The organism is Komagataeibacter nataicola (genome assembly GCF_003207795.1).
GTDB lineage: Bacteria > Pseudomonadota > Alphaproteobacteria > Acetobacterales > Acetobacteraceae > Komagataeibacter > Komagataeibacter nataicola.
Map to the genome: position 1 here is coordinate 103,283 of NZ_NIRT01000005.1, position 24,232 is coordinate 127,514.

Sequence of the window (24,232 nt, forward strand, 5' to 3'; positions counted from 1 at the left end):
CGGGATGTGGAGGATATCGTACCGATGAAGTTGAAGGCTGACCGCGTAACGCTGCTCAAGGCACTGGCCCATATCCAGAGCGTTGCCGAGAAGCGCAATACCATCCCCATCCTGGCCAACGTGCTGATCAATGTCACCGATGGCGCAATGACGCTTACCGCCACCGACATGGAAATTGCCGTGGTCGAGGGCATGGCGGCCGAAACGCTGCGTGATGGCGCGGTCACGGCGCCGGCAGCCGTGCTGTACGAAATCGTGCGCAAGCTGCCCGATGGCGCGCAGGTCGAGTTCGACCACGCCGGGGGGGATGCGCCGCTGGGCCTGCGGGCGGGGCGTTTTGCCACCAGCCTCAACGTGCTCGATGTGGATGACTTCCCCTCCATGATGGCAGGCAGCCTGCCGCATGAATTCAGCATTCCGGCCCAGGTGCTGCGTGGCCTGATCGACCGCACGCGCTTCGCCATCTCCACCGAGGAGACGCGTTACTACCTCAACGGCATTTTCCTGCATGTGGCCGAGGGTGAGGCCGGGCAGGTGCTGCGCGCGGTTGCAACCGACGGCCACCGCCTCGCGCGCGTCGAGACCGAACTGCCGCCGGGCAGTGAGGGCATGCCCGGCGTGATCGTGCCGCGCAAGACCGTGGGCGAACTGCGCAAGCTGCTTGATGAAGGGCCGGAGCAGGTCGATATCGCCCTGTCAGACACGCGCATCCAGTTCACCATCGGCAACATCACGCTTACGTCCAAGCTGATTGATGGCACGTTCCCCGAATATGAGCGCGTGATCCCGCATGGCAATGACCGCATCCTGCGCGTGGGCAAGAAGATCTTCTCCGATGCCGTGGCCCGTGTCGCGGCCATCAGCCAGGAGCGTTCGCGCCCGGTCAAGCTGAGCATGGCGCATAACCTGCTTACCCTGTCCGCCGCCAGCCAGGATCAGGGCTCGGCCACTGAGGAACTTGATGAGAATCACGTGTCCTATGACGCGCCGCCCATCGAGATCGGCTTTCAGGCCCGTTATCTCAATGACATTACCGACCAGGTGGAAAAGGAAGTGGAATTCGCGTTTTCCGACAGTTCCGCGCCTACCATCGTGCGGGATGTGGACAGCCCCTCGGCGCTGTACGTGCTGATGCCCATGCGCGTTTGAGCGCAGGCCCCATTACGGCGGCATGGCCTGTATAACGCGGCTGACGCTGACGGATTTCCGGAACTATCGCCGCCTGTCATGGCAGGCGGCGCAGCCGGTTACGGTCATTACCGGGCCGAATGGCAGCGGTAAGACCAATCTGCTTGAAGCCGTGTCGCTGCTCGTTCCCGGTCGTGGGTTGCGGGGCGCGCGCATGGATGAACTGCCCCGCCATGGCGCGGCCCTGTGGGGTGTTGCAGCGCAGGTGGAGGCGATGGACGGGGATGAGGCCCTGTCCGTGCAACTCGCAACAGGGGCCGATCCATTGCGACCCGAGCGCCGGGTGTTCCGGGTGGACGGACAGGCGCTGCGCAACCGCGATGGCGTTGGCGAATATTTCTCGGCCGTATGGATCACGCCGCAGATGGATCGCCTGTTCCTTGAAGGGGCAGGGGGGCGGCGGCGTTTTCTCGACCGGCTGGTGCAGGCGCTTGAACCCGGCCATGCCCGTGAACTCGCAGCCCATGACCGCGCCATGGCGCAGCGCAGCCGCCTGCTGGCCCAGCGCAACCCCGATTCCGGCTGGCTTGCCGCCCTTGAGCACACCATGGCCCGCCATGCGGTAGCCACCGTGGCCGCGCGGATGGACATGGTCAGCCGCCTCAATACCGATGAACAGGCGCTGGCCGATGGTTTTCCCGCCGCCCGGCTGGAACTTGAATGCGATATTGCCGCCCATCTGGCCACCCAGCCAGCCCTTGCGGTGGAGGACTGGCTGGCCGGGCAGATCGCGCATACGCGCGGTATTGACCGCCAGCGCGGCGGTAGCCGTTTTGGTGCGCACCGCACAGGCCTTGCCATGGCCGACCGGGTGAGCGGACGCGCCGCCGCCCAGTCCAGCACCGGCCAGCAGAAGGCGCTGCTGCTGGGCATCGTGCTGTCGCATGCGCGCATCCTTGCCGCGTGCCGGGGGCAGGTGCCCATGCTTCTGCTCGATGAGCCGCTGGTGCATCTGGATGAAGCCCGCAGGCAGGCCCTGTTCCGCGCCGTGGGCCGCATGCGCACTGGCGTGTTCCTGACCGGAACGGACGCCGAACAGTTCGCCCCGCTGCGTGGCCGTGCCGCATTCGAGACACCAGGCGCGGGTAATCTTGCCCATGAGGCCTGATTTGCGTGGGGAATGCTGGTTCCGCCGGGCGGTTGGGGCTATAATGCATTCTGATATTTTGTTGTTATCCGCTGTGGAGCATCTGCCGGCATGTCCGATCAATCCAGTCCCGATCAGAAACACGATGCCGAGGCCAGGGGTACAGTAGCGCCCGTGCCTGATTATGATGAGGCATCCATCTCGGTGCTGCGGGGGCTGGATGCGGTGCGTAAGCGCCCCGGCATGTATATTGGTGATACCGATGACGGCTCGGGCCTGCACCACATGGCCTTTGAGATCATTGATAACGCGGTGGATGAGGCGCAGGCCGGTTTCGCCACCGGCTGCGTCGTCACCCTCAATGGTGATGGCAGTGTGACCGTGCGCGATGACGGGCGCGGTATTCCTACCGGCATGCACCATGAGGAAGGGGTGAGCGCTGCGGAAGTGGTGCTGACCAAGCTGCATGCGGGCGGCAAGTTCAACCAGAATTCCTACAAGGTTTCCGGTGGTCTGCACGGCGTGGGCGCCGCGGTGGTCAATGCCCTGTCCGAATGGATGGAAGTGCGTATCTGGCGCGATGGCAAGGAGCATGTCATCCGCTTTCAGGGCGGTGAACGTGATGAAGCGCTGCGCGTGGTGGGTGAAAGCTCCGAGCCGCGCGGCACGCAGGTCACCTTCAAGCCAAGTGCCGAGACCTTTGCCAAGGTGGAGTTCGAGTTCCCGATTCTCGAGCGCCGCCTGCGCGAGCTGGCCTTCCTCAATTCCGGGCTGAAAATCGTGCTGCGCGATGAGCGGCACGAACCTGCGCGCGAGGAGAAATTTTATTACGAGGGCGGCCTGTGCGCCTTTGTGGAATGGCTCGATCAGGGCAAGACCGCCATCGTGAATCCGCCCATTACCGGCAGCCTCCAGAACGAGGAAAACGGCATCAAGGTCGAGTTTGCGCTGACATGGAATGACAGCTTCCATGAAACCATGCTGTGCTTCACCAACAACATCCCCCAGCGTGATGGCGGCTCGCATCTGGCGGGCTTCCGCCAGGCGCTGACCCGCGTGGTGGGCCGCTATGCCGAGGCCAACGCCACCAAGAAGGACAGCCACGCCCTGAACGGCGAGGACATGCGCGAGGGCCTGACCGCCGTGCTCTCGGTCAAGGTGCCCGACCCCAAATTCTCATCGCAGACCAAGGACAAGCTGGTCTCGTCCGAGGTGCAGCCGGTGGTGCATGCCGCCGCCGCTGACATGATCTCCCACTGGTTCGAGACCCACCCCAAGGAAGCCCGGCACATCGTGGCCAAGGTGATGGATGCCGCCGCCGCCCGTGAGGCCGCCCGCCGCGCGCGTGAACTTACCCGGCGCAAGGGTGTGCTTGATATTTCCTCGTTGCCCGGCAAGCTTGCGGACTGCCAGGAGCGCGACCCGGCCAAATCCGAACTGTTCATCGTCGAGGGTGATTCGGCAGGTGGCACGGCCAAGCAGGGGCGTGACCGGCGTTTCCAGGCTATTCTGCCGCTCAAGGGCAAGATCCTGAACGTGGAGCGCGCGCGCTTTGACCGCATGCTCGGTTCGGCTGAAATCGGCACGCTGATTACGGCACTCGGCACCGGCATCGGGCGGGGCGATGTGGAGCATGGCGGCTTCTCGATCGAGAAACTGCGCTATCACCGCATTGTCATCATGACCGACGCCGACGTGGATGGCTCGCACATCCGCACGCTGCTGCTCACCTTCTTCTTCCGCCAGATGCCCGAGCTGATCGAGAACGGGTACCTGTATATCGCCCAGCCACCGCTGTACCGCGCCAAGCGCGGCAATGACGAGCGTTACCTCAAGGATGACGCGGCCCTTGAATCCTACCTGCTCGACAAGGCGCTGGCCAATGCGGCGCTGCATTATGCCGATGGGCGTGAGGTGCAGGGGGAGGCCATGCGCGCCGAGGTGCATTTCATCCGTGACGTAACGCGCGCGCTCTCGCTCCTGTCGGCCCGCGTGCCGGTGTGGATTCTGGAACAGGCGGCCATTGCGGGCGTGCTGCGCCCGGACCTGAACACGGTGCCCGAGCGTATTGTGGACCTGCAGGCGCGGCTTGATGCCATCTCGCCGCCTGCCGAGCGTGGGTGGAAAGTGGCTGTAAGCGAAAGCGGGCTGGAAATGGCGCGCAGCGTGCGCGGCGTGGGCGAGGTCTACCGGCTTGAGGCCACCACCCTGCGCAGCGCGGAAGTGCGCTGGCTGGCCGAGCGCCATGAGCGGCTGGTGAAGGATTTTGCAGGCCCTGTCAGCCTGGTGCTTGATGGCACGCCGCACGCCTTCCACGGTCCGGCCTCGCTGTATGAGCGGATTCTGGCGCAGGGCCGCAAGGGCCTGTCGATCAACCGCTTCAAGGGCCTCGGCGAGATGAATGACGAGCAGTTGTGGGAAACCACGCTCGACCCCGCCATGCGCACGCTGTTGCAGGTCAAGGTGGGCGATATTGAAAACGCGGCGCAGGTCTTCTCCACCCTGATGGGCGATGTGGTGGAACCACGCCGTGACTTTATCGTTGGCAATGCGCTCAAGGTCGCCAATCTCGACGTGTGATCGCGCTCAGGCAGGCCGCAATTCACCTGCCAGATGCGGCAGTTCGGTAATGGAATCGGCGCCGACCGTGGCTCCGGCTTCCATTTCCGGTCGCCCGTAGCCCCAGCGGGCGAACACGACGGGCACATGCGCGCCGATGGCGCTGGCCACGTCGTTATGGTGGTCGCCGGTCATGATGGCGCGGGCAGGGGTGCTGCCCGCCTGTTCAATGGTGCCCAGCAGGTGGCGCGGGTCGGGCTTGCGCACGCCAAAGCTGTCACCTCCGCCTACACTGACGAACCATTTTTCCAGGTCCATGACCTTGAGGATATGCCGCGCCGCCGCAACAGGCTTGTTGGTGCACACCGCCATGTGCCAGCCCGCCTCGCGCAACGCCGCCAGTGCTGCGACCGTGCCGGGAAAGGAGCGGGAGCGATCGGTTGAATGCGGGGTGTAACGGGCCATGTAGCGGGCAATGGCCTCAGGGCGGTCGATGCGGGCGGCGGCGGGGCCAGCATGGTCGAGCAGGCGGCTGACCAGCACGGCCACCCCATCACCAATCATCGGGCGCACTGCGGCGGGTGTTATGCCCGGCAGGCCGTATTGCGACAGCAGCCAGTCGGCGCAGGTCGCAAGATCGGGCAGGCTGTCGATGAGCGTGCCATCCATATCAAAAACTGCCAGACGGGGGAGGGATGATGTCATCATGAACGCCTTTGACTGTCTGGCGTTCAGCAAGCCTCACCACGCAATGGCCTGCAAGTCATAAGAGATTGTCTGAACGTATGTCATTGATAAAAAGGAAGAAAATTTTTTTGGGTGTCGCCTTTGTCCAGGCAGGCTTCAGTGCTCCAGCGCTTTTTGAAAAAAGCTTCACCAAAACCTTTTACAATTTCAGGGTATTATTGAGGCCTGTCCTGTTGAACAAATGGGAGCTGCAAAATTTCATGTTTCTTATCAACCTGTTCTTTTCGGGCGGTCGTGCCGTAGCACTCCGACATTCGAAGTGATGCGCCCCCGCGCGGATAAGGGTTTGACAGGGCAGTCAGGTGCGGAGTACCCGCACACTGCCATGAACACCGACACAAAGACCGCTATATCCGCCTCGCCCATGTCCACCGCCATCATTCTGGCGGCCGGTCGCGGCACGCGCATGAAATCGGAGCGGCCCAAGGTCATGCATCCGCTCGCGGGGCAGCCCATGCTGCGCTACCTGATTGATAATGCAGCCGAAGTGTTTGACCGGATTGTTGTCGTCGCCGGGCCGGACATGGCTGATGTGGCAGCCCTCGCCGCCCCGCACGCGGTGGTGGTGCAGCATGACCGCCTGGGCACGGGCCATGCCGCCCGCCAGGCCGAGGCCGCGTTTGGCACGGGTGATGTGGCGGTGCTGTATGGCGATAACCCGCTGATAACGCCGGGCACCATGCGTGCCCTGCTGGCCCGGCGCCGCAGCGATGATACCGGCCTTGCCCTGTTGGCCATGGAACCGGCTGATCCCGCGCGCTACGGCCGTGTGGTCACGCGCGACGGGCTGGTGCAGCGGATTGTGGAATGGGCGGATGCCACGCCCGCCGAACGCGGCATTGGCCTGTGCAATGCGGGCGTACTGTGCGCTGATGCTGCCGATTTCGGGCGCTGGCTTGCAGAAATTGATAATAATAACGCGCAGGGCGAATATTATCTGGGTGATGTCGTGGCGCGTGCCGTGGCCGAAGGGCGCAAGGTGCGGGCTGTCGTGGCACCTGAGGATGAACTGCGCGGCATCAACTCGCGGGCCGAACTTGCCCAGGCCGAAGCCTGCGTGCAGGCCCGCCTGCGCCTTGCGGCCATGGCAGGCGGCACGACCCTCGTGGCCCCCGATACCGTATTCCTGTGCGCCGATACGGTGTTCGAGCCCGATACGGTGATCCACCCCCATGTGGTGTTCGGGCCGGGCGTGCATGTCAGGCGCGGCACGGAAATCCATGCGTTCTCGCACATTGAGGGAGCAACCATCGGTCCCGATGCCCAGATCGGCCCCTATGCCCGCCTGCGGCCTGGCACCGATGTGGGAACAGGCGCGCGCGTGGGCAATTTTGTTGAGCTCAAGGCCACCACGCTCGGCGCGGGGGCCAAGGCCAACCATCTGACCTATCTGGGCAATGCCACGGTGGGGGCTGCGGCCAATATCGGCGCGGGCACCATTACGTGCAATTATGATGGCGTGTTCAAGCATCGCACGGAAATCGGGGCCGGGAGCTTCATCGGGTCGGATTCGGTGCTTGTCGCCCCCGTGCGGTTGGGTAAAGGGGTGATTACGGCGGCGGGCAGCGTAATTACCCATGACGTACCGGATGATGCGCTGGCCATTGGCCGGGCGCGGCAGGCGGACAAGGTGGGTTATGCCCGCGTGTTCCGCCAGCGGCTGAAGAACAGGAAGGAACAGGGCTGATGTGTGGCATTGTAGGGGTTGTTGGCAGCAATCAGGCCACGCCGGTCATTCTCGATGCCCTGCGGCGGCTGGAATATCGTGGCTATGATTCCGCCGGTATCGCAACACTGGAGGACGGCCATGTCGAGCGCCGCCGGGCGGCGGGCAAGCTCGACCATCTGGCCTCCCTGCTTGCCCGCGTGCCGCTGCCCGGCGTAACCGGCATTGGCCACACGCGCTGGGCCACTCATGGCGCGCCAACCGAGAACAACGCCCACCCGCATGGCACGGAACGCGTTTCGGTGGTGCATAACGGCATTATCGAGAACTTCGAGGAACTGCGCCGCGAGCTTGAGGCGGCAGGCCAGGTCTTCTCGACCGATACCGATAGCGAGACCATCGCCCAGCTGGTCGACTACCATCTGCAGCGCGGCCTTTCCCCGCGTGAGGCGGCGCATGAATGCCTCAGGCGGCTGGAGGGGGCCTATGCGCTGGCCATGATCTTCGCAGGTCATGACGGCATGGTCATCGGCGCGCGGCATGGCGCGCCGCTTGTGGTGGGCTTTGGCGATAACGAGATGTTCCTCGGCTCCGACAGCCTGGCGCTTGCCCCGCTGACCCGGCGCATCGCCTATCTTGATGATGGGGACTGGGTCGTCATCACCCCCTCTGGCGCTGCGTTCTTTGACATGGCGGGCAAGCCGGTCGAGCGCCCGGTCAGGCTGACGGCGCTGATCGCGGCCGCGGTGGGCAAGGATGGCTATCGGCATTACATGGAAAAGGAACTGCACGAGCATCCGGTGGTGATCGGCCAGACGCTCCAGCGCCTGATCGACCCCGCCATCCGCCGCGTGGTAATGCCCGACCTGCCGTTTGACCTTGCCACCATTCCCCGCGCCGTCATCACCGCCTGCGGCTCGGCGTTCTATGCGGGCATGATCGGGCGCTACTGGATCGAACAGTATGCCCGCCTGCCGGTCGATATCGACGTGGCGAGCGAGATGCGCTACCGCAACCCGCCGCTGGTCGGCGGCGGTCTGGGGCTGCTGATCTCGCAGTCAGGCGAGACGGCGGATACCCTGGCGGCGCTTCGCGGCATGCGGGCGGCGGGGCAGCATATCGTCTCGGTGCTCAATGTGGAGCAGAGCACCATGGCGCGGGAAAGCGATGCCGTGCTCGGCACCGTGGCAGGCCCCGAAATCTCGGTGGCGAGCACCAAGGCATTCACGGCGCAGCTTTCGGTATTGGCGTGCCTGACCATCGCCTTTGCCCGCGCACGCGGCATGATCGACGCGGCGCGTGAAGAGCAGATGGTGACCAGCCTGCTCGACCTGCCAAGCAAGGCGACCGAGGTGTTCGAGCGCCATGACGAGATCCGCTGCATGGCCGCCATCGTGGCTGGTGCGCGCGATGTGCTGTATCTGGGGCGCGGCGCCATGTTCCCCGTGGCGCTCGAAGGGGCGCTCAAGCTCAAGGAAATCACCTATATCCACGCCGAGGCCTATGCCGCGGGCGAGATGAAGCATGGCCCCATTTCGCTGATCGACAGCACCGTGCCGGTCGTGGCCACCGTGCCGTCGGGGCCGTTGTTTGAAAAAACGCTGTCCAACCTGCAGGAAGCCAAGGCCCGTGGTGGCCGCCTGCTGGTGTTTACCGACATGGCGGGCGCGCCCCGCCTGCGCGAGATCGCGGAATGCGTGGTGGCGATCCCGACGGTGGATGAGTTTGTCGCACCTATCCTGCAGACCATTCCGGTGCAGATTCTGGCCTATGAGGTGGCTCTCATCAAAGGCACGGATGTGGACCAGCCACGGAATCTGGCCAAATCCGTTACTGTTGAATAGACACGCGCAGGCACGCTGGCACACTCGCCGCCAGCATGGATGAACCAGCACAGGGGCACGGCAAGCACATGACGGCACCAACGGCATTCTCCCAAGGGTCGGGTCCGCGCGTTCTGGTGCGGGGCGCGGGGGTTTCGGGGCTGACGGCGGCTGTGACCCTGGCCGGGCGTGGCGCGCGGGTGGTGGTGCATGAATGTGGCCCGCGCGTGGGCTGGGGCGCCTCATGGAAGGCGGGCGGCATGCTCGCCCCGTGGTGCGAGGCCGAATCCGCAACGCCGGAGGTGACCGCCCAGTCCCTCGCCTCGCTTGACTGGTGGGATGCGCACGTGCCCGGCGTGGACCGCAACGGCACGCTGGTCCTTGCTCCCCCGCGGGATGTGCGCGAGATCATGCGCTTTGGCCGCCGCACCTCGCATTACGACACCATTGGCGAGGCCGAGATCACCCGGCTTGAGCCGGACCTGGCCGATCGCTTCTCGCGCGCGCTGTTCTTTGCGGGCGAGGGCCACGTCAACCCGCGTGATGCGCTGGCGGCTTTGGCCGCGCGCGTGGTCGGGCTTGGCGGTGAAATCCGTTTCAACGTGCCGGTGGATGAACGGCCCGCGGGCTTTGACTGGGTGGTGGACTGCACCGGCATCGCCGCGCGCGATCAGTTGACCGACATGCGCGGCGTGCGCGGCGAGATGCTGCTGCTGCGTTGCCCCGACGTGACGCTGCACCGCCCGGTGCGCATGCTGCATCCGCGCATTCCCATTTACATCGTGCCCCGGGCCGACCATGTGTACATGGTGGGGGCGACCATGATCGAGAGCGAAAACGCAGGCCCCATGACCCTGCGCTCGATGGTTGAAATGCTGGGTGCGGTCTATGCCCTGCACCCCGCCTTTGGCGAGGCCGAGATACTCGAAACCGGCACAGGCCTGCGCCCCTCCTACCCTGACAACATGCCTGCCGTGCGCCATGAGGGGCGGCACATCCATATTAACGGCATGTATCGCCACGGCTTCCTGCTCTCGCCCGTGCGGGCAGCGGAGGCGGCCGATATCGTGTTCGGCGCGGCGTGAGCAGCCCCTACAGGAGCGTTCCATGCAGATACTGGTAAATGGCGAGCGCCATGACGTGCGGGCCACAACCCTGAACGCCCTGCTTGACGAGATGGGCTATGACGCCACGACCCGCATCGCCACGGCGGTGGATGGCTGCTTTGTCGCGGCCACCCGCCGCGCGGGCTTTGCGCTGCACGAGGGCGCGCAGGTGGAAATTCTGGCCCCCATGCAGGGAGGATAACCGCAATGACCCTTTTCTATGGCACTGAACTGTCGTCGCGCCTGATGCTGGGCACGGCGCAGTATCCCTCGCCTGAAATCCTGGCTGATGCCGTACGCCGGGCCGGGGCCGGGGTGGTGACCGTCTCGCTGCGGCGCGAGGCGGCGGGCGGGCGCGCAGGCCAGGCATTCTGGGAGCTGATCCGCGGGCTTGACGTGCCCGTGCTGCCCAATACGGCGGGCTGCCACACCGTGCGCGAGGCCGTGACCACCGCGCAGATGGCGCGCGAGGTGTTCGGCACCGACTGGATCAAGCTCGAGGTAATTGGCGAATCCGACACATTGCAGCCCGACATGTTCGCCCTTGTCGAGGCTGCCCGTATCCTGACCGAGGACGGCTTCAGGGTCTTCCCCTACATGACCGAGGACCTGGTGGGCGCCGAGCGCCTGCTGCGCGCGGGCTGCGAGGTGCTGATGCCCTGGGGTGCGCCGATCGGTTCGGGCAAGGGGCTGAACAACCTGTTTGGCCTGCGCGCGCTGCGTGCACATTTCCCCGATGTGCCGATGGTGGTGGATGCAGGCATTGGCGTGCCTTCTCATGCCGCACAGGCCATGGAGCTGGGCTATGATGCGGTACTCATCAACACGGCAGTGGCCAAGGCGGGCAACCCGGCGGAAATGGCCCGTGCCTTCGCCATGGCGGTCGAGGCCGGACGCATGGCCTATATTGCCGACCCGATGGAAGAACGCGACATGGCCGTACCCTCCACCCCCGTTATCGGGCAGGCCGTGCTATGAGCCACGCCCCGCTGCCGTCGCGCATCTATCCGGTTGTCGACGAAGCCCGCTGGGTTGGCCAGCTTGGCCAGGCGGGCGCGAAACTGATCCAGTTGCGCCTCAAGGATATGGCGCAGGCAGACCTGTTGCGCGAAATCCGCGCGGGCATTGCGCAGGCGCGGCAGCATGGCGTGTGCCTCGTGCTCAATGATTACTGGCGCATCGCGATCGCGGAAGGGGTGGATTACATCCATCTGGGGCAGGAAGATCTTGATACGGCGGACCTGCCCGCCATCCGTGCCGCCGGGATCAGGCTGGGTGTCAGCACCCATAGCGAGGCGGAACTCGAGCGCGCGCTTTCGGTCCGGCCCGATTACGTGGCCCTTGGGCCGGTCTGGCCCACCAAGCTGAAAAAAATGCCGTGGGGACCACAGGGCACGGAAAAACTGACCGTGTGGAAGCAGCGCATCGGTGACCTGCCGCTGGTGGCGATTGGCGGCATTACGCTCGAGCGTGCGCCTTCATGCATTGCGGCGGGGGCGGACTGTGTCTCGGCCGTGTCGGATTTCATTCGCATGCCCGACCCGGCGGGGCAGGTAAAGGCCTGGCTTGCCGCCACCCGCGCGGGAGAGATCCTGTGAAAAAGTGGAACATAATGTGATTGGCGTTGTGTTGTTCATGCAACGCTTCTGTGGCATTATTGGTACTGACGACACTGGTCCTTGAAGGAATGCCTTTTACGGCCAGATATTGGTTTCATGACGCCGAATTCTGCCGCGCCGATACGCAATGAACATAATCTGTTCATGGTCGGTCGCTAGGGTTGGCCTATTATATGATGTGGCCGGAAGGCGGGGATTTTGAATGGAGATAGCGGGTCTGGCAGCAATCTTGATGGCGATTGCCGTGCTGCTTGTCGTGGTCAGCGCGGTCCAGCCGCTTGCCCGCCGCCTCGAGCTGTCCGAAACCGTGCTGCTTGCCATCGTGGGCATCGTGATCGGTGGCGCGGCCGATCTGGTGCTGCGCAACAGCCATCTGGAAATATTCAATGGCGCGGCGGAAACGCTGCTGGATTTTCCGCTTAACAGCGAAGCGTTCCTGCTCATCTTCCTGCCCATACTGGTGTTTCAGGGCGCACTGGGCATTGACGTGCGCAGGCTCGCGCATGAAACCGCCACCGTGCTGCTGCTGGCCGTGGTGGCCGTTGCCGTTTCCACCGCCGCCATCGGTTTCGCGCTCTATCCGCTGTCGGGCATGCCGCTTGCGGTGTGTCTGCTGCTTGGCTCCATCGTGGCCACGACCGACCCGTCGGCGGTGGCGGGCATCTTCAAGGAAATCGGAGCGGCAAGCCGCCTGACCCGCCTTGTGGAAGGCGAGGCGCTGCTCAATGACGCGGCAGCCATTTCCATCTTCACCATCCTGCTCGGCTCCATCACCTCGCACCACAAGATCATGCTGGGCGGGGCGGTGCTGGAGTTTCTGGTCTCGTTCATCGGCGCGCTCATCATTGGCGTGCTGTTCGGGCGGCTGGTGCTCATGATGATCCCGGCACTTGGCGCAGCCCCCGCGGCCGAGGTGACGCTGACGGTCGCGCTGCCCTACCTGTCCTATATCGTCTGCGATGAATTCCTTGGTTTTTCCGGCGTGGTGGCCACGGCGGCCTCGGGGCTGACCATTTCCATCTATGGCCCGTCCACCTTCCGGCCCCAGACCTGGCGGTTTCTCAACGAGTTGTGGCAGCAGCTTGTGTTCTGGGCGGGGTCGCTGGTGTTCGTGCTGGCCTCGATGCTGGTGCCGCGCCTGCTTGTGGGCATGACGAAGTGGGACTGCGTGCTGATCCTTGTCGCGGCGGGCGCGGGGCTGCTCGCGCGCGGGGCGGTGGTGTTTGGCATGCTGCCCGTCCTTGCCGCCACCAGGCTGTCGCCGCCTGTGCCCACGCCCTTCAAGGTGACGATGGTGTGGGGCGGCCTGCGCGGGGCCATCACGCTGGCGCTGGCGCTGGCAGTGACGGAAAACGAGCATGTCTCGAGCAGTATCGCGCACTTCATCGGCATTATCGCCACGGGGTTCGTGCTGATCACGCTATTCGTCAACGGGCTGTCGCTGCGCTACCTCGTGCTGTTCCTCAAGCTTGACCAGCTGCCGCTGATCGACCAGGCGCTGCGCCACCAGATCCTGGCCATCGGCCTCGGCGAAGTGCGTGACCAGACGCGCGACGTGGCGGGCGAACTCGGCTTTTCTCCCAACGTGACCAGCACCGTGGTCGATGTGCTCGACCGGCGCGTCCATTCCGAGGAGCAGGCCAACACATTCGATACCGCACTTGGCGACCGCCAGCGCGTGACACTTGCCCTGATCGTGATCGCCAACCGCGAGCGCTCCATCCTGCTTGACCTGTTCCGCATTCAGGGCCTGTCGCGCCGGGTGATGGAAACGCTGCTGCGCTCGGCCGAGGCCATGGTGGATGGCGCGCGCCTTGAGGGCCGCTTTGGCTATGTGCGCGCGCTGCGGCGCAGGCTGCGGCCCTCGCTGCGCTTTCGCGTGGCGCAGTTCATCCATCACCGCTTCAATTTTGATACGCCTCTCATGTACTGCATGATGGAGCGTTTCGAGATGCTGATGATCGGCTATTTCGTCTCGCTGTCGCTCACGCGCTTCATGCGCCAGCGCATGGAGCCTACGCTCGGTGTCCGTATCAGCGAGATTGTGGGCGAGGTGCTGGGCCGGCAGTGCAAGCTGCTTGATGAGGCGCTACAGACCCTGCGGCTGCATTATCACGGGTATTCCGAGGCGCTGGAAAACCGGATGCTGCGCCAGATTGCGCTCAGGCTGGAAGAGGAAAAATACGACACCCTGATGTCGGAATCGCTGCTGAGCGAGGAACTGCACCGCGAACTGCACCGCGATGTGGAACACAGGCGCGAGCAGCTTGATTTCCGGCTCAAGTTCAACATCCGCGCGGGTATTGAAAGCCGTATCCACAATTTCCCCCTCTTTGAGGGCGTGGCCGATGGCGTGCTGCATGACATTGCCATGAAGATGTCGATCCATTTCTCCACGCCGGGCGAGCGGCTGTACCGCAAGGGGCAGAAGGTGCGCACGGTCTATTTCATCAGCGCGGGCCTGGCCGAGACGCATTACCCCAAGCATGATGTGCGCTTCGGGGCTGGTGCTGTGCTCGGCGGCGAGGAGGCGCTGAAGGACGAGCGCGTGGCCGCGACCAGCCGGTCGTTGCAGTTCGGGCATTTCATGACCATGAGCGCGCGTGACTTCCGCAAGCTGGTCGAGGATTATCCCCATATCGGTGAAAACCTCCAGCGCCTGATACAGGCCCGCGCCAGGGGCGAACTGCCCGATGCGCAGCTTCTGCCCGGTGATGGCGCGGAAATGGCGGGTCGCACGCCCTCCTATGATGCGATCGACCTCGCCACGGCCCCGGTGACACAGGCCATACCGGTGCGCAAGAGCGGCTCAGGCAATGCCTGAAGCCGCCGGGAAACATCCCTGAAACAGAAGAAATTTTCTGGTGAAGCCTGTTTCAAAAAAGCTTCGTCAACCGCCACTATTTCTTAAAAAATAGCCGCTTCCTGTCCCCTCCCGCCTGAACGTCGTGTTCAGAACGGGCGGAGCAGGCGGTCGAGATATTCGAGTTCTTCTGGCGGGCGGGTGCGGTCGGCATCGCGGCGGCGCAGTTCCTGCTCGATCTCGCGCGCGCGTTCACGGCTGGCATTGTCAGGCAGGTGGGTGTCGTTATCCATCCCGCTATGGGTGCCGCCGCTCTTGCGGCCAAGCGGGTCACGATCGCCCTTGTCACCGGCCTGCTGCTGTTCGTCATCCTCATCATCCGGGTCGCCGGACTGGTTGCCGCCACTGCCTCGGGAGCCCTTGCCCTTGCCGTCGTCAGACACCATGGGCAGCAGCACGCTTACGGTTCCCTTGCCACTCTGGCTGTGCATGGACTGGCGCATCTGCTGGTTGCCCTGCTGCAGGTCGGCCAGCACTTTTTTCTCCGCTGCCGCAGCCTCCGGGTCCTTGCCCGCGGCAAGGGCGGCGCGCACCGCTTTCATGTCGGTCTGGGCCTTGTCGAGGGCGGGCATGTCCTTGCCCATCGCCTGCCTGAACTCGCGCTGGAGCTCATGCAGGGCGCGCGCGAGGGCGTGCTGCACGGCGCGGTCGGCATGCTGCTGGGCGGCGCGGGCCTCGGGTGTCATGCCTGGTGGCGGGGGCGGGCCTGCCTGCGGCGCGGCCGGGGCGCTGCCCTGGGGCGTGATGCCAAGCTGGCGCAGCAGGTCGGCGGTGGACATGGAGGACAGCTCGCCTTCATCCTCATCCATGTCGGTCTGGCGGCTGGCGGCATCACGTTCACGCTGGCGCTGGTCCCGGTCAAGGCGCGACTGGGCGTGATCGAGCAGCTGCGACTGGCGGGTGACCAGATCGCGCAGGTCGCGGCGCAGTTCGCGCGCCTGCTGGCGGGCCTGCATCTGCTGGGCGAGCTGCATCATGTCCTGCGGGGTTGCGTTGCGGATGCCCTCGGCCATGTCCTCCATCTGCTGGAGTTTCTGCATGGCGTCGGCATCACGGCCCGATGCGGCGTCGTCCTGCAGCTGCTGCATCATCTGGCTCAGATTCTGCTCGCCCTGCATGGTCATTTCCGGCATGGCGGGAATGGCGGAATGCTGGCCCAGCGCCTGCATCTTGCGTGCGATCGCATCCTTGAGGGCCTGCATGCGGTGCTGGAGTTCGGCCTGCTGGTCGGCATCCTGCCCCTTTGGCCCCATCTCGCGCATGTGCTCAAGCTGCTGGCGCACTGCCTCCTGCGCGGCCTTTACGCCAAAATCCGCCTGTTCGTTATCAATATCGCGGCGGTTATGCTCCACATCGAGGGCCAGAAACCACAGCCGCGCGGTGGCCTGGGCAATGGCGGCCTCATCGCTCACATCCTCGCTGCCCAGCAGGGCGGCGGTGCTGGTCAGGCCCAGCAACAGGCCGACATGGTGCGTTAGTACGGTATCGGCCTGGCCCAGCCCCACCAGCTCGCGCGCGGCCTGGGCCCGGTTTTCGTGGTGCAGGGCGACGCGCCTGCGAATGTCCAGAATGGCCTTGGCAACGGGATTATGGAACACGCGCGCGCCAAGGCGCAGCTTTATGGGGGCGGAGGTTGCGGTCGTGCCGCTGTGGCTGGTTGCCACCAGGCGGGCGGTCACGTCCTCGCCTGCCCATGGATTGTCTGACAGGTCGGGCGTCGCCACGCCATCAGCCGTGCGGGGCTGGCCGTTGAGCGGCAGGGGTACGCGCAGGATGATGTTCGGGCTGCCGGGCATGACCATCTCGGCATGCAGGCTGGCAATGCCGTAGGGCTGGGCCACATGGTAGGGCAGGCGCGTGCGCCATTCTCCCTCGCTGCTGCCCGGGTTTGGTCCCCAGGCAACATCGGGTGGCGGATTGGGGGTTACGTGCAGGTTCCATTGCGCCAGCGTGCGCCCGCGGCCACGCAGGCGTAGCGTGCCGCTGGCCAGAAGCATGGTCTGCGCGCTCCAGCTTGCCCTGCCCAGCGCGTGAAAGGCATGGGGGCCAATGGCGGGGCCGGACTGGCCGGGCTGCATGCGCAGGGCGGGTGTGCCATCCAGCCCGTTCAGCGTAACACTCAGCACGGCCCCTGCGGGAATGGTGGCGGTGGCATGGGTGGCATCAAGAAAGACCGGGGCGCCGGGCGCGTAGTCGGGCAGGGTGATTCAGGCATTGACCTGCGGGGCAGGGGCATCGGCATCATCCATGCCAGGCAGGAAAGCGGCCGTGATGCGGCTGGCTGCGTGGGGGCCGGTCCAGGCGATCCCTCCGGCCAGCAGCACCGCGAGCACGGGGGCCGCGCGCATCCATTGCGAGGCAGGCAGGCGCAGATGCGGCCAGCCGCCACGCAGGTGCTCGAGTGCCGCCATCGTGCGGTGCAGATGCAGCTGCCACAGTTCATGCAGGGCAGGCGTGCCGGTATTGGCGGGCTGGTCATGCAGGGTGCGCAGCGGCTGCCCCGTCAGGCCGGAGGCCTGTTCCACGCGGCGGTCGGTTTCGGTGGCGGTGGGGGGGCTTACGGCCTGCCACAGCCGCCAGGTGCGCCACGCGACGGCTCCGGCCAGCCCGAGCAGCGCCAGTGCATGCACGCTGTCGGGCAGGCGCTGCGGCACGCGCGCCAGCCCCAGCAGGGCCACCCCCATGGCCGTGCTGGCGGCGGGCAGCATGAGCGGCCACAGGCGCTCCGTCCAAAGGGCGCGGCGGGCCTGCCCGCGCGCGCGGGCAAGGCGTTGCGGCAGGTCGCCGCCAGTCCGGGTGATGTCCTGCCCGACGGTCATAGGCCTCCGCCAGCGGGGGTAAGGGCTTTGTCCACCCACTGTGGAACATGGTCGGCGGCCCAGAGTTCCTCAACGGGCTGGCGCGGGCGGATGACGGCCCAGCGATTGCCATCGACCATCACCTGCGCGGCCAGCGGGCGGTCGTTATAGGTGGAGCTCATCACCATGCCATAGGCCCCGCAATCCAGCAGGGCCACGCGCGCGCCTGCTTCCATGTGGGGCAGGGTGCGGTCGTGGCCGAAGGTATCGCCGCTTTCGCACACGGGGCCGACCACATGCACCGTCTCGACCGGAGCCGCCGCAGTCTGGGCCGCAAGCGGGAGGATGCCGTGCCAGGCATCATACAGGCTGGGGCGCATGAGGTCGTTCATGGCCGCATCGAGCACCAGGAAGGGGGGCATGCCGTCATAGCCGCGCTTGCGCAGGATGACGGTGCTCAGCAGCACGCCCGCAGGCCCGGCCAGCCAGCGGCCCGGCTCGATGGCCAGGCGCGTGCCCAGTCCGCCAAGTTCGGCATGAATGGCGGCGGCAAGCGCCTCGGGCGCGCCTTCGGTCTCGTCACGGTAGGAAATGCCAAGCCCGCCGCCGCAGTCCAGCGCCTCCACCACCAGCCCGCGCGCGCGGATGGCGTGCACGAGTTCGGCCAGCCGGGCATAGGCGGTGCGGTAGGGCTGCATGCGCACGATCTGGCTGCCGATATGCATGGCCAGCCCCACGGGGCGGATGCCGGGGAGTTCGGCCGCGCGGGCATAGAGTTCGACCGCGCGGTTATAGGGAATGCCGAATTTGTTGTTGGCAAGCCCGGTGGTGATCTTGGCGTGTGTTCCCGCATCGACATCGGGATTGATGCGCAGGGCAACCGCCGCCTCAAGCCCCTCGGCCTGCGCCGTGGCGGAGAGGAGTTCGAGTTCCTCCGCGCTTTCCACATTGATCTGCAAGATGCCAGCACGCAGCGCCAGCCGCATCTCCTCAGCGGTCTTGCCCACGCCCGAGAACACGATCTTGGCCGCTGGGATGCCTGCCGCCATGGCGCGGCGCAGTTCGCCCCCGCTCACCACGTCAGCGCCAGCACCTTCAGCCGCCAGCACGCGCAGCACGGCCAGGTGGTCGTTGGCCTTGACCGCGAAATGGATGGAAACCGGGCGGCCTGTTACCTTGAATGCATTGGCCAGCCTGCGGTAGCGCGCGCGCAGCGTGCCGGCGCTCATGACCCAGGTGGGCGTGCCAAGCGCGTCGGCTATGGCGTTGAGCGGCACATCCTCCAGCACGAGCCCGTCCATGGCGTGCATTGACAACGCGGGACGGACGGCCAGAAGGTCGGCGACGGAAGGGTCCTGTCCGGGACAGGGGAGGGGAGTATCAGCCATGATGCCCGCACGATACCGCCTTGCCGCATCCCTTCCAAGGTGGTTGACGCAGGAAAGAACAGGAAGGACAGGCCCATCATGAATCACGACCCCGTGGCGCGGGCGGCAATGGCCGTGCGGGCCCATGCCTATGCGCCCTATTCCCGCTTTCAGGTAGGGGCTGCGGTCGAGGCTACGGACGGCCGGATTTTTGCCGGCTGCAATGTCGAGAACGCGGCCTACCCCGAGGGCACCTGCGCCGAGGCAGGCGCCATCGCGGCCATGGTGGCGGCAGGCATGCGCCAGATCCGGCGCGTGGTGGTGTGTGGCGGCACGGGGGCCGCCTGCACGCCATGCGGGGGATGCAGGCAGAAAATAAGGGAATTCGCCCCCCCCGAGGCCAGGATCACCATGATCTCGCCCCAGGGCGCGGTGCTGGTGGTCCATACGCTGGCCGACCTGCTGCCCGACAGTTTCGGACCGGGCAGCCTGTCCTGACCGGCGTGGGCCTTAGCGGTTCTTGTCGGGGTAGGTGTTGTAGAACTCCTTGCTGGGCTGGTGCGGGTTGCCAATGCGCCCGCAGGCCCCAAGTGTGGCGCTCATGGCGGCAAGCATGGCGAGCATGAGCATCAGGCGCGGCGCGTGGCGGCGCAGGGCGGTCAGGGTGTTCATGCTTTTGCTCCCAGTGTTTCAAGCCAGCGCGTGGCCTGTGCGCGCACGTTACCGGCTGCCGTGCCGCCAGGGCTGGTGCGCGAGGCGATGGAGGAATCGACGCTCAGCACCGAGAAGATGTCCTGTGTGATGCCCGCTTCCTCTTCCTGCATTTCGGCAAGGCTCAGCTCGGCCAGTCCCACGCCTTTTGCTTCTGCCTTGCCCACGAGGCGACCCGTAACATGGTGCGCGGTGCGGAAGGGCACCTTGAGCACGCGCACCAGCCAGTCGGCCAGGTCAGTGGCGGTGGAGAAGCCGGACCCGGCATAGGCGCGCATCTGCGCTTCATTGACCGTGAGGTCACGCACCATGCCATCCATGGCGGCAAGGCACAGGGTGGCGGCATCGGTGGCGGCGAAGACGGGTTCCTTGTCTTCCTGCATGTCCTTGGCATAGGCCAGCGGCAGGCCTTTCATGACCGTAAGCAGCCCGACCAGCGCGCCGGTGATGCGCCCGCCCTTGGCGCGCACCAGCTCGGCGGCGTCCGGGTTGCGCTTTTGCGGCATGATGGACGAGCCGGTGGTGAACGCATCGGACAGGCGGATGAACGAGAAGGGGGCCGAGCACCAGATCACGATTTCTTCCGCCAGGCGCGAAAGGTGCATCGCCATGATGGACAGGGCCGAGAGATATTCCAGCGCGAAATCCCGGTCCGACACGGCATCGAGCGAATTGGCGGTGGGGCGGTCGAAGCCCAGCGCATGGGCCGTCATGTTCCGGTCGATGGGGAACGACGTGCCCGCAAGCGCCGCCGAGCCGAGCGGGGATTCGTTGAGCCTGCGCCGGGCATCGCTCAGGCGGCCCCGGTCGCGGGCCAGCATCTCGACATAGGCCATGAGGTGATGGCCAAAGGTCACGGGCTGGGCGGTCTGCAGGTGGGTGAAGCCGGGCATGGGCGTTGCCGCATGCTCGAGCGCGCGGCGGGCAAGCGCGCGCATGAGGGAGGCCGCCTGCTGGTCCAGCCCGTCAATCGCATCGCGCACCCACAGGCGGAAATCGGTCGCCACCTGGTCATTGCGCGAGCGCGCGGTATGCAGGCGCTTGCCCGCCTCGCCAATGCGGTCGGACAGGCGGGCCTCGATATTCATGTGAATATCTTCAAGGGCGGTGCTGAATTCGAACGTGCCCGCCGCGATCTCGCGGCCGATCTGGTCCAGCCCCTCGGTAATGGCCCTGGCGTCCTCGCCGGAAATGATGCCGGTTTTCGCGAGCATGGCGGCATGGGCCTTCGAGCCCGCGATGTCCTGCCGCCACAGCGCCCTGTCAAAGCCGATCGAGGCATTGATGTCCTGCATGATGGCCGCAGGCCCCCCGGCAAAGCGCCCGCCCCATTGAGCGTTCGCCTTGTGCGCGTCCTGATCCGTCAGCGTTTTTGCGTTCCCCGGCATCCTGTGTTCCAGCTACCCCAAGTGTGAAAAGGATTATGGCGCGCCTTCATGGCAAAATGCCATTGCGCGCCGCGCACCCTACCGGCGCGGCGCGGCAGATACAATCATGGCGCGCAGCAATCCTGCGCGCATGGGGCGGTGGCGCGGGGCGGGGTTGCGGCGCGAGGCCCCGGCGGGGTCTTTCACTTGGCGGGCCGGGGCTGTAATGTCGGCGCCCAACCCGCCCATGGCAGAGGACGTTACGCCACAATGCACCATGCAGCCCTTGCACAGGAGCCGTCACGTTTGCTGACCCCGGCCGACCCGGCGCCAGTCATCCAGTTCGGCCCGTCGGCGCTCGATGGCGTGCCCATGGCAGGGGGGCTGCCCTTCGTGCTGGTCAGCGACCATGCGGGCCAGGCCATTCCCGCCGCATTGGGCGACATGGGGGTGAGTGCGCAGGACCGCGCGCGCCACATCGCCTGTGACCTGGGCATGGCCGAAACCGGGCGCCTGCTGGCCGCGCAACTGGGCTGCGTGCTGATCGAGCAGGCCTATTCCCGCCTCGTGATCGACTGCAACCGCGCGCCGGGGCACCCCACCTCCATCGTGCGCGAAAGCGATGGCACGCCGGTGCCCGCCAATGCCGATCTCAGCGCCGATGCGGAAGGCTGCCGGGTGGAGGAAATCTTCCTGCCCTATCACCAGAAGATCAGCGGCGAGATTTCCACGCGGCTCGAGGCCGGCCTGCCCGTGGTGCTGGTCTCGCTGCACAGCTTTACCGATTGCATGAACGGCCAGGCGCGGCCGTGGCATACGGGCGTGCTGCATAACCGCAACCCCGCCTTCGGCCTGCGCGTGCGCGACCTTCTGGCGGCGGAAGACGGGCTGGTGGTGGGCAGTAACGAGCCCTATGCGCTGACGGATGTGAATGACTATACCGTGCCGGTCCATGCCGAAGGGCGCGGGCTGCCGTATCTGGAAATCGAGATCAGGCAGGACCTGATCGCAACCCCCGAGGGGCAGGCCCGGTGGGCGGCGCGGCTGGCGCGCATCCTGCCCCGCGCCTGGGAAGAATACCGCCACTGAGCAGGAACACGCCGTTCATGAACAACATTATGGAACGCAGCCTCCGCATTGATGGGCATACCGCGCTTGCGGGGGTGATCGGCTGGCCGGTGGCGCATTCACGCTCGCCGCTCATGCATAATTTCTGGCTGGCGCAGGGCGGCATCAATGGCGCTTACGTGCCGCTGCCCGTGCGGCCCGGCACGTTTGATACGGCGGTGAAAGGCCTGCAGGCCGCAGGCTTCAGGGGGGTGAACGTGACCATCCCGCACAAGGAATCCGCCTACCGTATCGTTGACCGCCTTGACCGCTCGGCGCAGCGCTCGGGCTCGGTCAATACGCTGGTTTTTGCCGCCGATGGCCAGATCGAGGGCTATTCCACCGATGGCGATGGCTTCGTGGCCAATGTCGAGGCGCATGGTGTGCCGGTGCGTGGCGGCTGCGCCCTGCTGCTTGGCGCGGGCGGGGCGGCGCGCGCCATCGCCGCCAGCCTGCTCGACCGGGGCGTGCAGGTGATTATTGCCAACCGTACCCGCGCCCGCGCCGAGGCCTTGGCCGCCCTGCTGGAGGGAATCGAGGTTATCGACTGGGCGCGGGCAGGTGACGTGCTGGCGGGCTGCACGCTGCTGGTCAACACCACCTCGATTGGCATGGAAGGCGCGGATGACGCCGCTTTCCCGCTCGATCTGGCACAGGCCGATGCCGGGCTTGTGGTGTGTGACATCGTTTACGTGCCGCGCCGCACCGGGCTGCTGCAACTTGCCGCCGGGCATGGCCTGCGCACGGTCGATGGGCTGGGCATGCTGATCCATCAGGCCGGGCTGGGGTTTGAAAAATGGTTTGGCGCGAAGCCTGCCATCGGCCCGGAGGTCGAAGCGCTGCTTGATGCTGACCTGCGCGCGCCCCACGCGGGGGGCTGAACGCCATGCGGGTGCTCGGCCTTACGGGCGGGATCGGCATGGGCAAGTCCACCATGGCCGCCCTGCTGCGCCGCGCGGGCCTGCGGGTGTTCGATGCCGATGCGCAGGTGCGTGCGCTTCAGGCCCCGCATGGCCGCGCGCTGCCCGCCATTGAAAAACTGGTGCCCGGCTGCGTGCGTGATGGCGTGCTGGACCGCGCGGCGCTGCGGCGCGCGGCTCTGGCTGATCCTGCCATCATGCGCGGGCTTGAGGGTATTGTGCACCCTCTGGTGCGGGTCGCGCGCACGCGCTTCCTCCAGCGTGCGCGGCGTGACGGGTGCCGGTGGGTGGTGCTCGATATTCCGCTATTGTTCGAGACCGGGGCCGAGCGGATCTGTGACAAGGTGGTGGTGGTCAGCGCGCCCGCCGCGATCCAGCGCGCCCGCGTGCTGCGGCGTGGCACCATGACACCCGCGCAGCTTGACGCCGTGCTGGCCCGCCAGATGCCCGATGCCGCGCGGCGGCGCAGGGCCGATATCGTGATTGAAACCGGGCTGTCGCGGCATGACACGCTGCGGCAGGTCAGGCGCCTGCTGCACGCCATGCACGCGGCAGGCCCCGCCGCATTGGCGGCCCGCAGGGGAAGGCCCGCATGAAACGCTCCATCCTGTTCGATACCGAAACCACGGGGCTTGACCCCCTCAAGGGTGACCGCGTGATTGAAATCGCGGCGCTGGAACTGATGGGGGACCTGCCCACGGGCAATAATTTCCATGTGCTCATCGACCCCGAGCGCGACGTGCCCGAGGAAGCCTCCCGCGTGCATGGCTTTACCTATGCCGACCTTGAGGGAAAGCCGAAATTTGCCGAAATTGCCCCCGGTTTCCTGGAATTCGTGGGCAACGACCCGCTGGTCGCCCATAATGCGCGCTTCGACTTCGGCTTCCTGAACGCGGAACTCGCCCGCGCCCGCCTGCCCGAACTCGACATGGGGCGCATGGTTGATACGCTGGACATGGCGCGCGAGCGTTTTCCCGGCATGCCCAACAGCCTCGATGCGCTGTGCCGCCGCTTTGGCATCGACCTCTCGGCCCGCACCACCCATAACGCCCTGCTCGACTGCAAGCTGCTTGCCGAGGTCTATCTGGAACTGACCGGCGGCCGCCAGCGCGGGCTGGGCCTGTCGGTGGATGAAGGGGGCGGCGGCATCGCCACCTATGCCTATGTGCGGCCGGAAGGGCATGTGACCGTGCGCGTGCGGCCCGACACGGCCGAAATCGAGGCCCACCAGGCTTTTGTGGCGGCCCTGTCCGATCCTGTGTGGCTGGCCTGAATAGGCGGTATGTAACAAAGGGAGTGGCCGT

19 protein-coding genes and 1 pseudogene are annotated in these 24,232 nt (G+C 65.8%); 15 read left to right on the plus strand and 5 right to left on the minus strand.

The window, feature by feature from the left end; genetic code table 11:
• Positions 1-24: 24 nt before the first annotated feature.
• The 3 genes from dnaN to gyrB all read left to right on the plus strand — a co-directional run bounded on the left by dnaN (position 25) and on the right by gyrB (position 4,855).
• The gene (dnaN, locus tag CDI09_RS04490; protein ID WP_078528130.1) at positions 25-1,149 is read left to right on the plus strand and encodes a DNA polymerase III subunit beta; all 1,125 of its coding nucleotides are present in this window, start codon (positions 25-27) and stop codon (positions 1,147-1,149) included.
• Between the two features lie 22 nt (positions 1,150-1,171).
• Positions 1,172-2,296: a DNA replication/repair protein RecF gene (gene recF, locus CDI09_RS04495; protein ID WP_078527042.1), complete on the plus strand. Its 1,125-nt coding sequence runs from the start codon at positions 1,172-1,174 to the stop codon at positions 2,294-2,296.
• A gap of 90 nt (positions 2,297-2,386) precedes the next feature.
• A complete protein-coding gene (gene gyrB, locus CDI09_RS04500) occupies positions 2,387-4,855 on the plus strand; it encodes a DNA topoisomerase (ATP-hydrolyzing) subunit B (protein ID WP_078527044.1) in 2,469 nt (822 codons plus the stop codon).
• A 6-nt stretch (positions 4,856-4,861) separates the two neighbouring features.
• Here the strand turns inward: gyrB and CDI09_RS04505 are convergent, their stop codons facing one another.
• Entirely contained in the window at positions 4,862-5,542 is a 681-nt protein-coding gene (locus tag CDI09_RS04505; RefSeq protein WP_078527046.1) for an HAD hydrolase-like protein, read from the minus strand.
• A gap of 364 nt (positions 5,543-5,906) precedes the next feature.
• Here CDI09_RS04505 and glmU point away from each other — a divergent pair, with 364 nt between their 5' ends.
• The 7 genes from glmU (at position 5,907) to CDI09_RS04545 (ending at position 14,619) form a co-directional block, all read left to right on the plus strand.
• Positions 5,907-7,268, plus strand: coding sequence for a bifunctional UDP-N-acetylglucosamine diphosphorylase/glucosamine-1-phosphate N-acetyltransferase GlmU (glmU, locus tag CDI09_RS04515; RefSeq protein ID WP_078527050.1), 1,362 nt, complete (start codon positions 5,907-5,909; stop codon positions 7,266-7,268).
• Positions 7,268-9,091: a glutamine--fructose-6-phosphate transaminase (isomerizing) gene (gene glmS, locus CDI09_RS04520; protein WP_078527052.1), complete on the plus strand. Its 1,824-nt coding sequence runs from the start codon at positions 7,268-7,270 to the stop codon at positions 9,089-9,091. Before glmU ends, glmS begins: the two co-directional genes overlap by 1 nt.
• A 68-nt stretch (positions 9,092-9,159) precedes the next feature.
• Positions 9,160-10,155: an FAD-dependent oxidoreductase gene (locus tag CDI09_RS04525; RefSeq protein WP_078528132.1), complete on the plus strand. Its 996-nt coding sequence runs from the start codon at positions 9,160-9,162 to the stop codon at positions 10,153-10,155.
• 22 nt (positions 10,156-10,177) lie between these two features.
• Positions 10,178-10,378, plus strand: a complete 201-nt coding sequence (thiS, locus tag CDI09_RS04530) for a sulfur carrier protein ThiS (RefSeq protein ID WP_078527055.1) — start codon at positions 10,178-10,180, stop codon at positions 10,376-10,378.
• Between the two features lie 5 nt (positions 10,379-10,383).
• The gene (locus CDI09_RS04535; RefSeq protein ID WP_078527056.1) at positions 10,384-11,154 is read left to right on the plus strand and encodes a thiazole synthase; all 771 of its coding nucleotides are present in this window, start codon (positions 10,384-10,386) and stop codon (positions 11,152-11,154) included.
• On the plus strand, positions 11,151-11,774 hold the full coding sequence (locus tag CDI09_RS04540) for a thiamine phosphate synthase (RefSeq protein ID WP_078527058.1): 624 nt from the start codon (positions 11,151-11,153) through the stop codon (positions 11,772-11,774). Before CDI09_RS04535 ends, CDI09_RS04540 begins: the two co-directional genes overlap by 4 nt.
• 223 nt (positions 11,775-11,997) lie before the next feature.
• Entirely contained in the window at positions 11,998-14,619 is a 2,622-nt protein-coding gene (locus tag CDI09_RS04545; RefSeq protein ID WP_110571195.1) for a cation:proton antiporter, read from the plus strand.
• A gap of 128 nt (positions 14,620-14,747) precedes the next feature.
• On the opposite strand, the pseudogene CDI09_RS04550 reads toward CDI09_RS04545, so the two are convergent.
• Positions 14,748-17,477: pseudogene (locus CDI09_RS04550) on the minus strand (DUF4175 domain-containing protein).
• Entirely contained in the window at positions 17,474-18,844 is a 1,371-nt protein-coding gene (lysA, locus tag CDI09_RS04555; RefSeq protein ID WP_078527062.1) for a diaminopimelate decarboxylase, read from the minus strand. The pseudogene CDI09_RS04550 and the gene lysA overlap by 4 nt, the downstream one beginning before the upstream one ends.
• A 78-nt stretch (positions 18,845-18,922) precedes the next feature.
• Here lysA and CDI09_RS04560 point away from each other — a divergent pair, with 78 nt between their 5' ends.
• Complete coding sequence (locus CDI09_RS04560) at positions 18,923-19,321, plus strand: cytidine deaminase (protein ID WP_078527064.1); 399 nt, start codon at positions 18,923-18,925, stop codon at positions 19,319-19,321.
• A 12-nt stretch (positions 19,322-19,333) separates the two neighbouring features.
• On the opposite strand, the gene CDI09_RS18050 is transcribed toward CDI09_RS04560, so the two are convergent.
• Together CDI09_RS18050 and argH are read right to left on the minus strand one after the other, a co-directional pair.
• Positions 19,334-19,495, minus strand: coding sequence for a hypothetical protein (locus CDI09_RS18050; protein ID WP_167370228.1), 162 nt, complete (start codon positions 19,493-19,495; stop codon positions 19,334-19,336).
• Entirely contained in the window at positions 19,492-20,922 is a 1,431-nt protein-coding gene (gene argH / locus CDI09_RS04565; RefSeq protein ID WP_078527066.1) for an argininosuccinate lyase, read from the minus strand. Before argH ends, CDI09_RS18050 begins: the two co-directional genes overlap by 4 nt.
• 249 nt (positions 20,923-21,171) lie before the next feature.
• Between argH and CDI09_RS04570 the strand changes: the two genes are divergently transcribed.
• The 4 genes from CDI09_RS04570 to dnaQ are packed head-to-tail and all read left to right on the plus strand — an operon-like array spanning position 21,172 to position 24,201.
• Positions 21,172-21,990 (plus strand): N-formylglutamate amidohydrolase, encoded by an 819-nt coding sequence (locus tag CDI09_RS04570; RefSeq protein ID WP_078527067.1) that lies wholly within the window; start codon positions 21,172-21,174, stop codon positions 21,988-21,990.
• 29 nt (positions 21,991-22,019) lie between these two features.
• Complete coding sequence (locus CDI09_RS04575; RefSeq protein WP_078528134.1) at positions 22,020-22,889, plus strand: shikimate dehydrogenase; 870 nt, start codon at positions 22,020-22,022, stop codon at positions 22,887-22,889.
• A gap of 5 nt (positions 22,890-22,894) precedes the next feature.
• On the plus strand, positions 22,895-23,524 hold the full coding sequence (gene coaE, locus CDI09_RS04580; RefSeq protein WP_078527068.1) for a dephospho-CoA kinase: 630 nt from the start codon (positions 22,895-22,897) through the stop codon (positions 23,522-23,524).
• On the plus strand, positions 23,521-24,201 hold the full coding sequence (dnaQ, locus tag CDI09_RS04585; protein WP_078527069.1) for a DNA polymerase III subunit epsilon: 681 nt from the start codon (positions 23,521-23,523) through the stop codon (positions 24,199-24,201). Before coaE ends, dnaQ begins: the two co-directional genes overlap by 4 nt.
• Positions 24,202-24,232 lie beyond the last annotated feature (31 nt).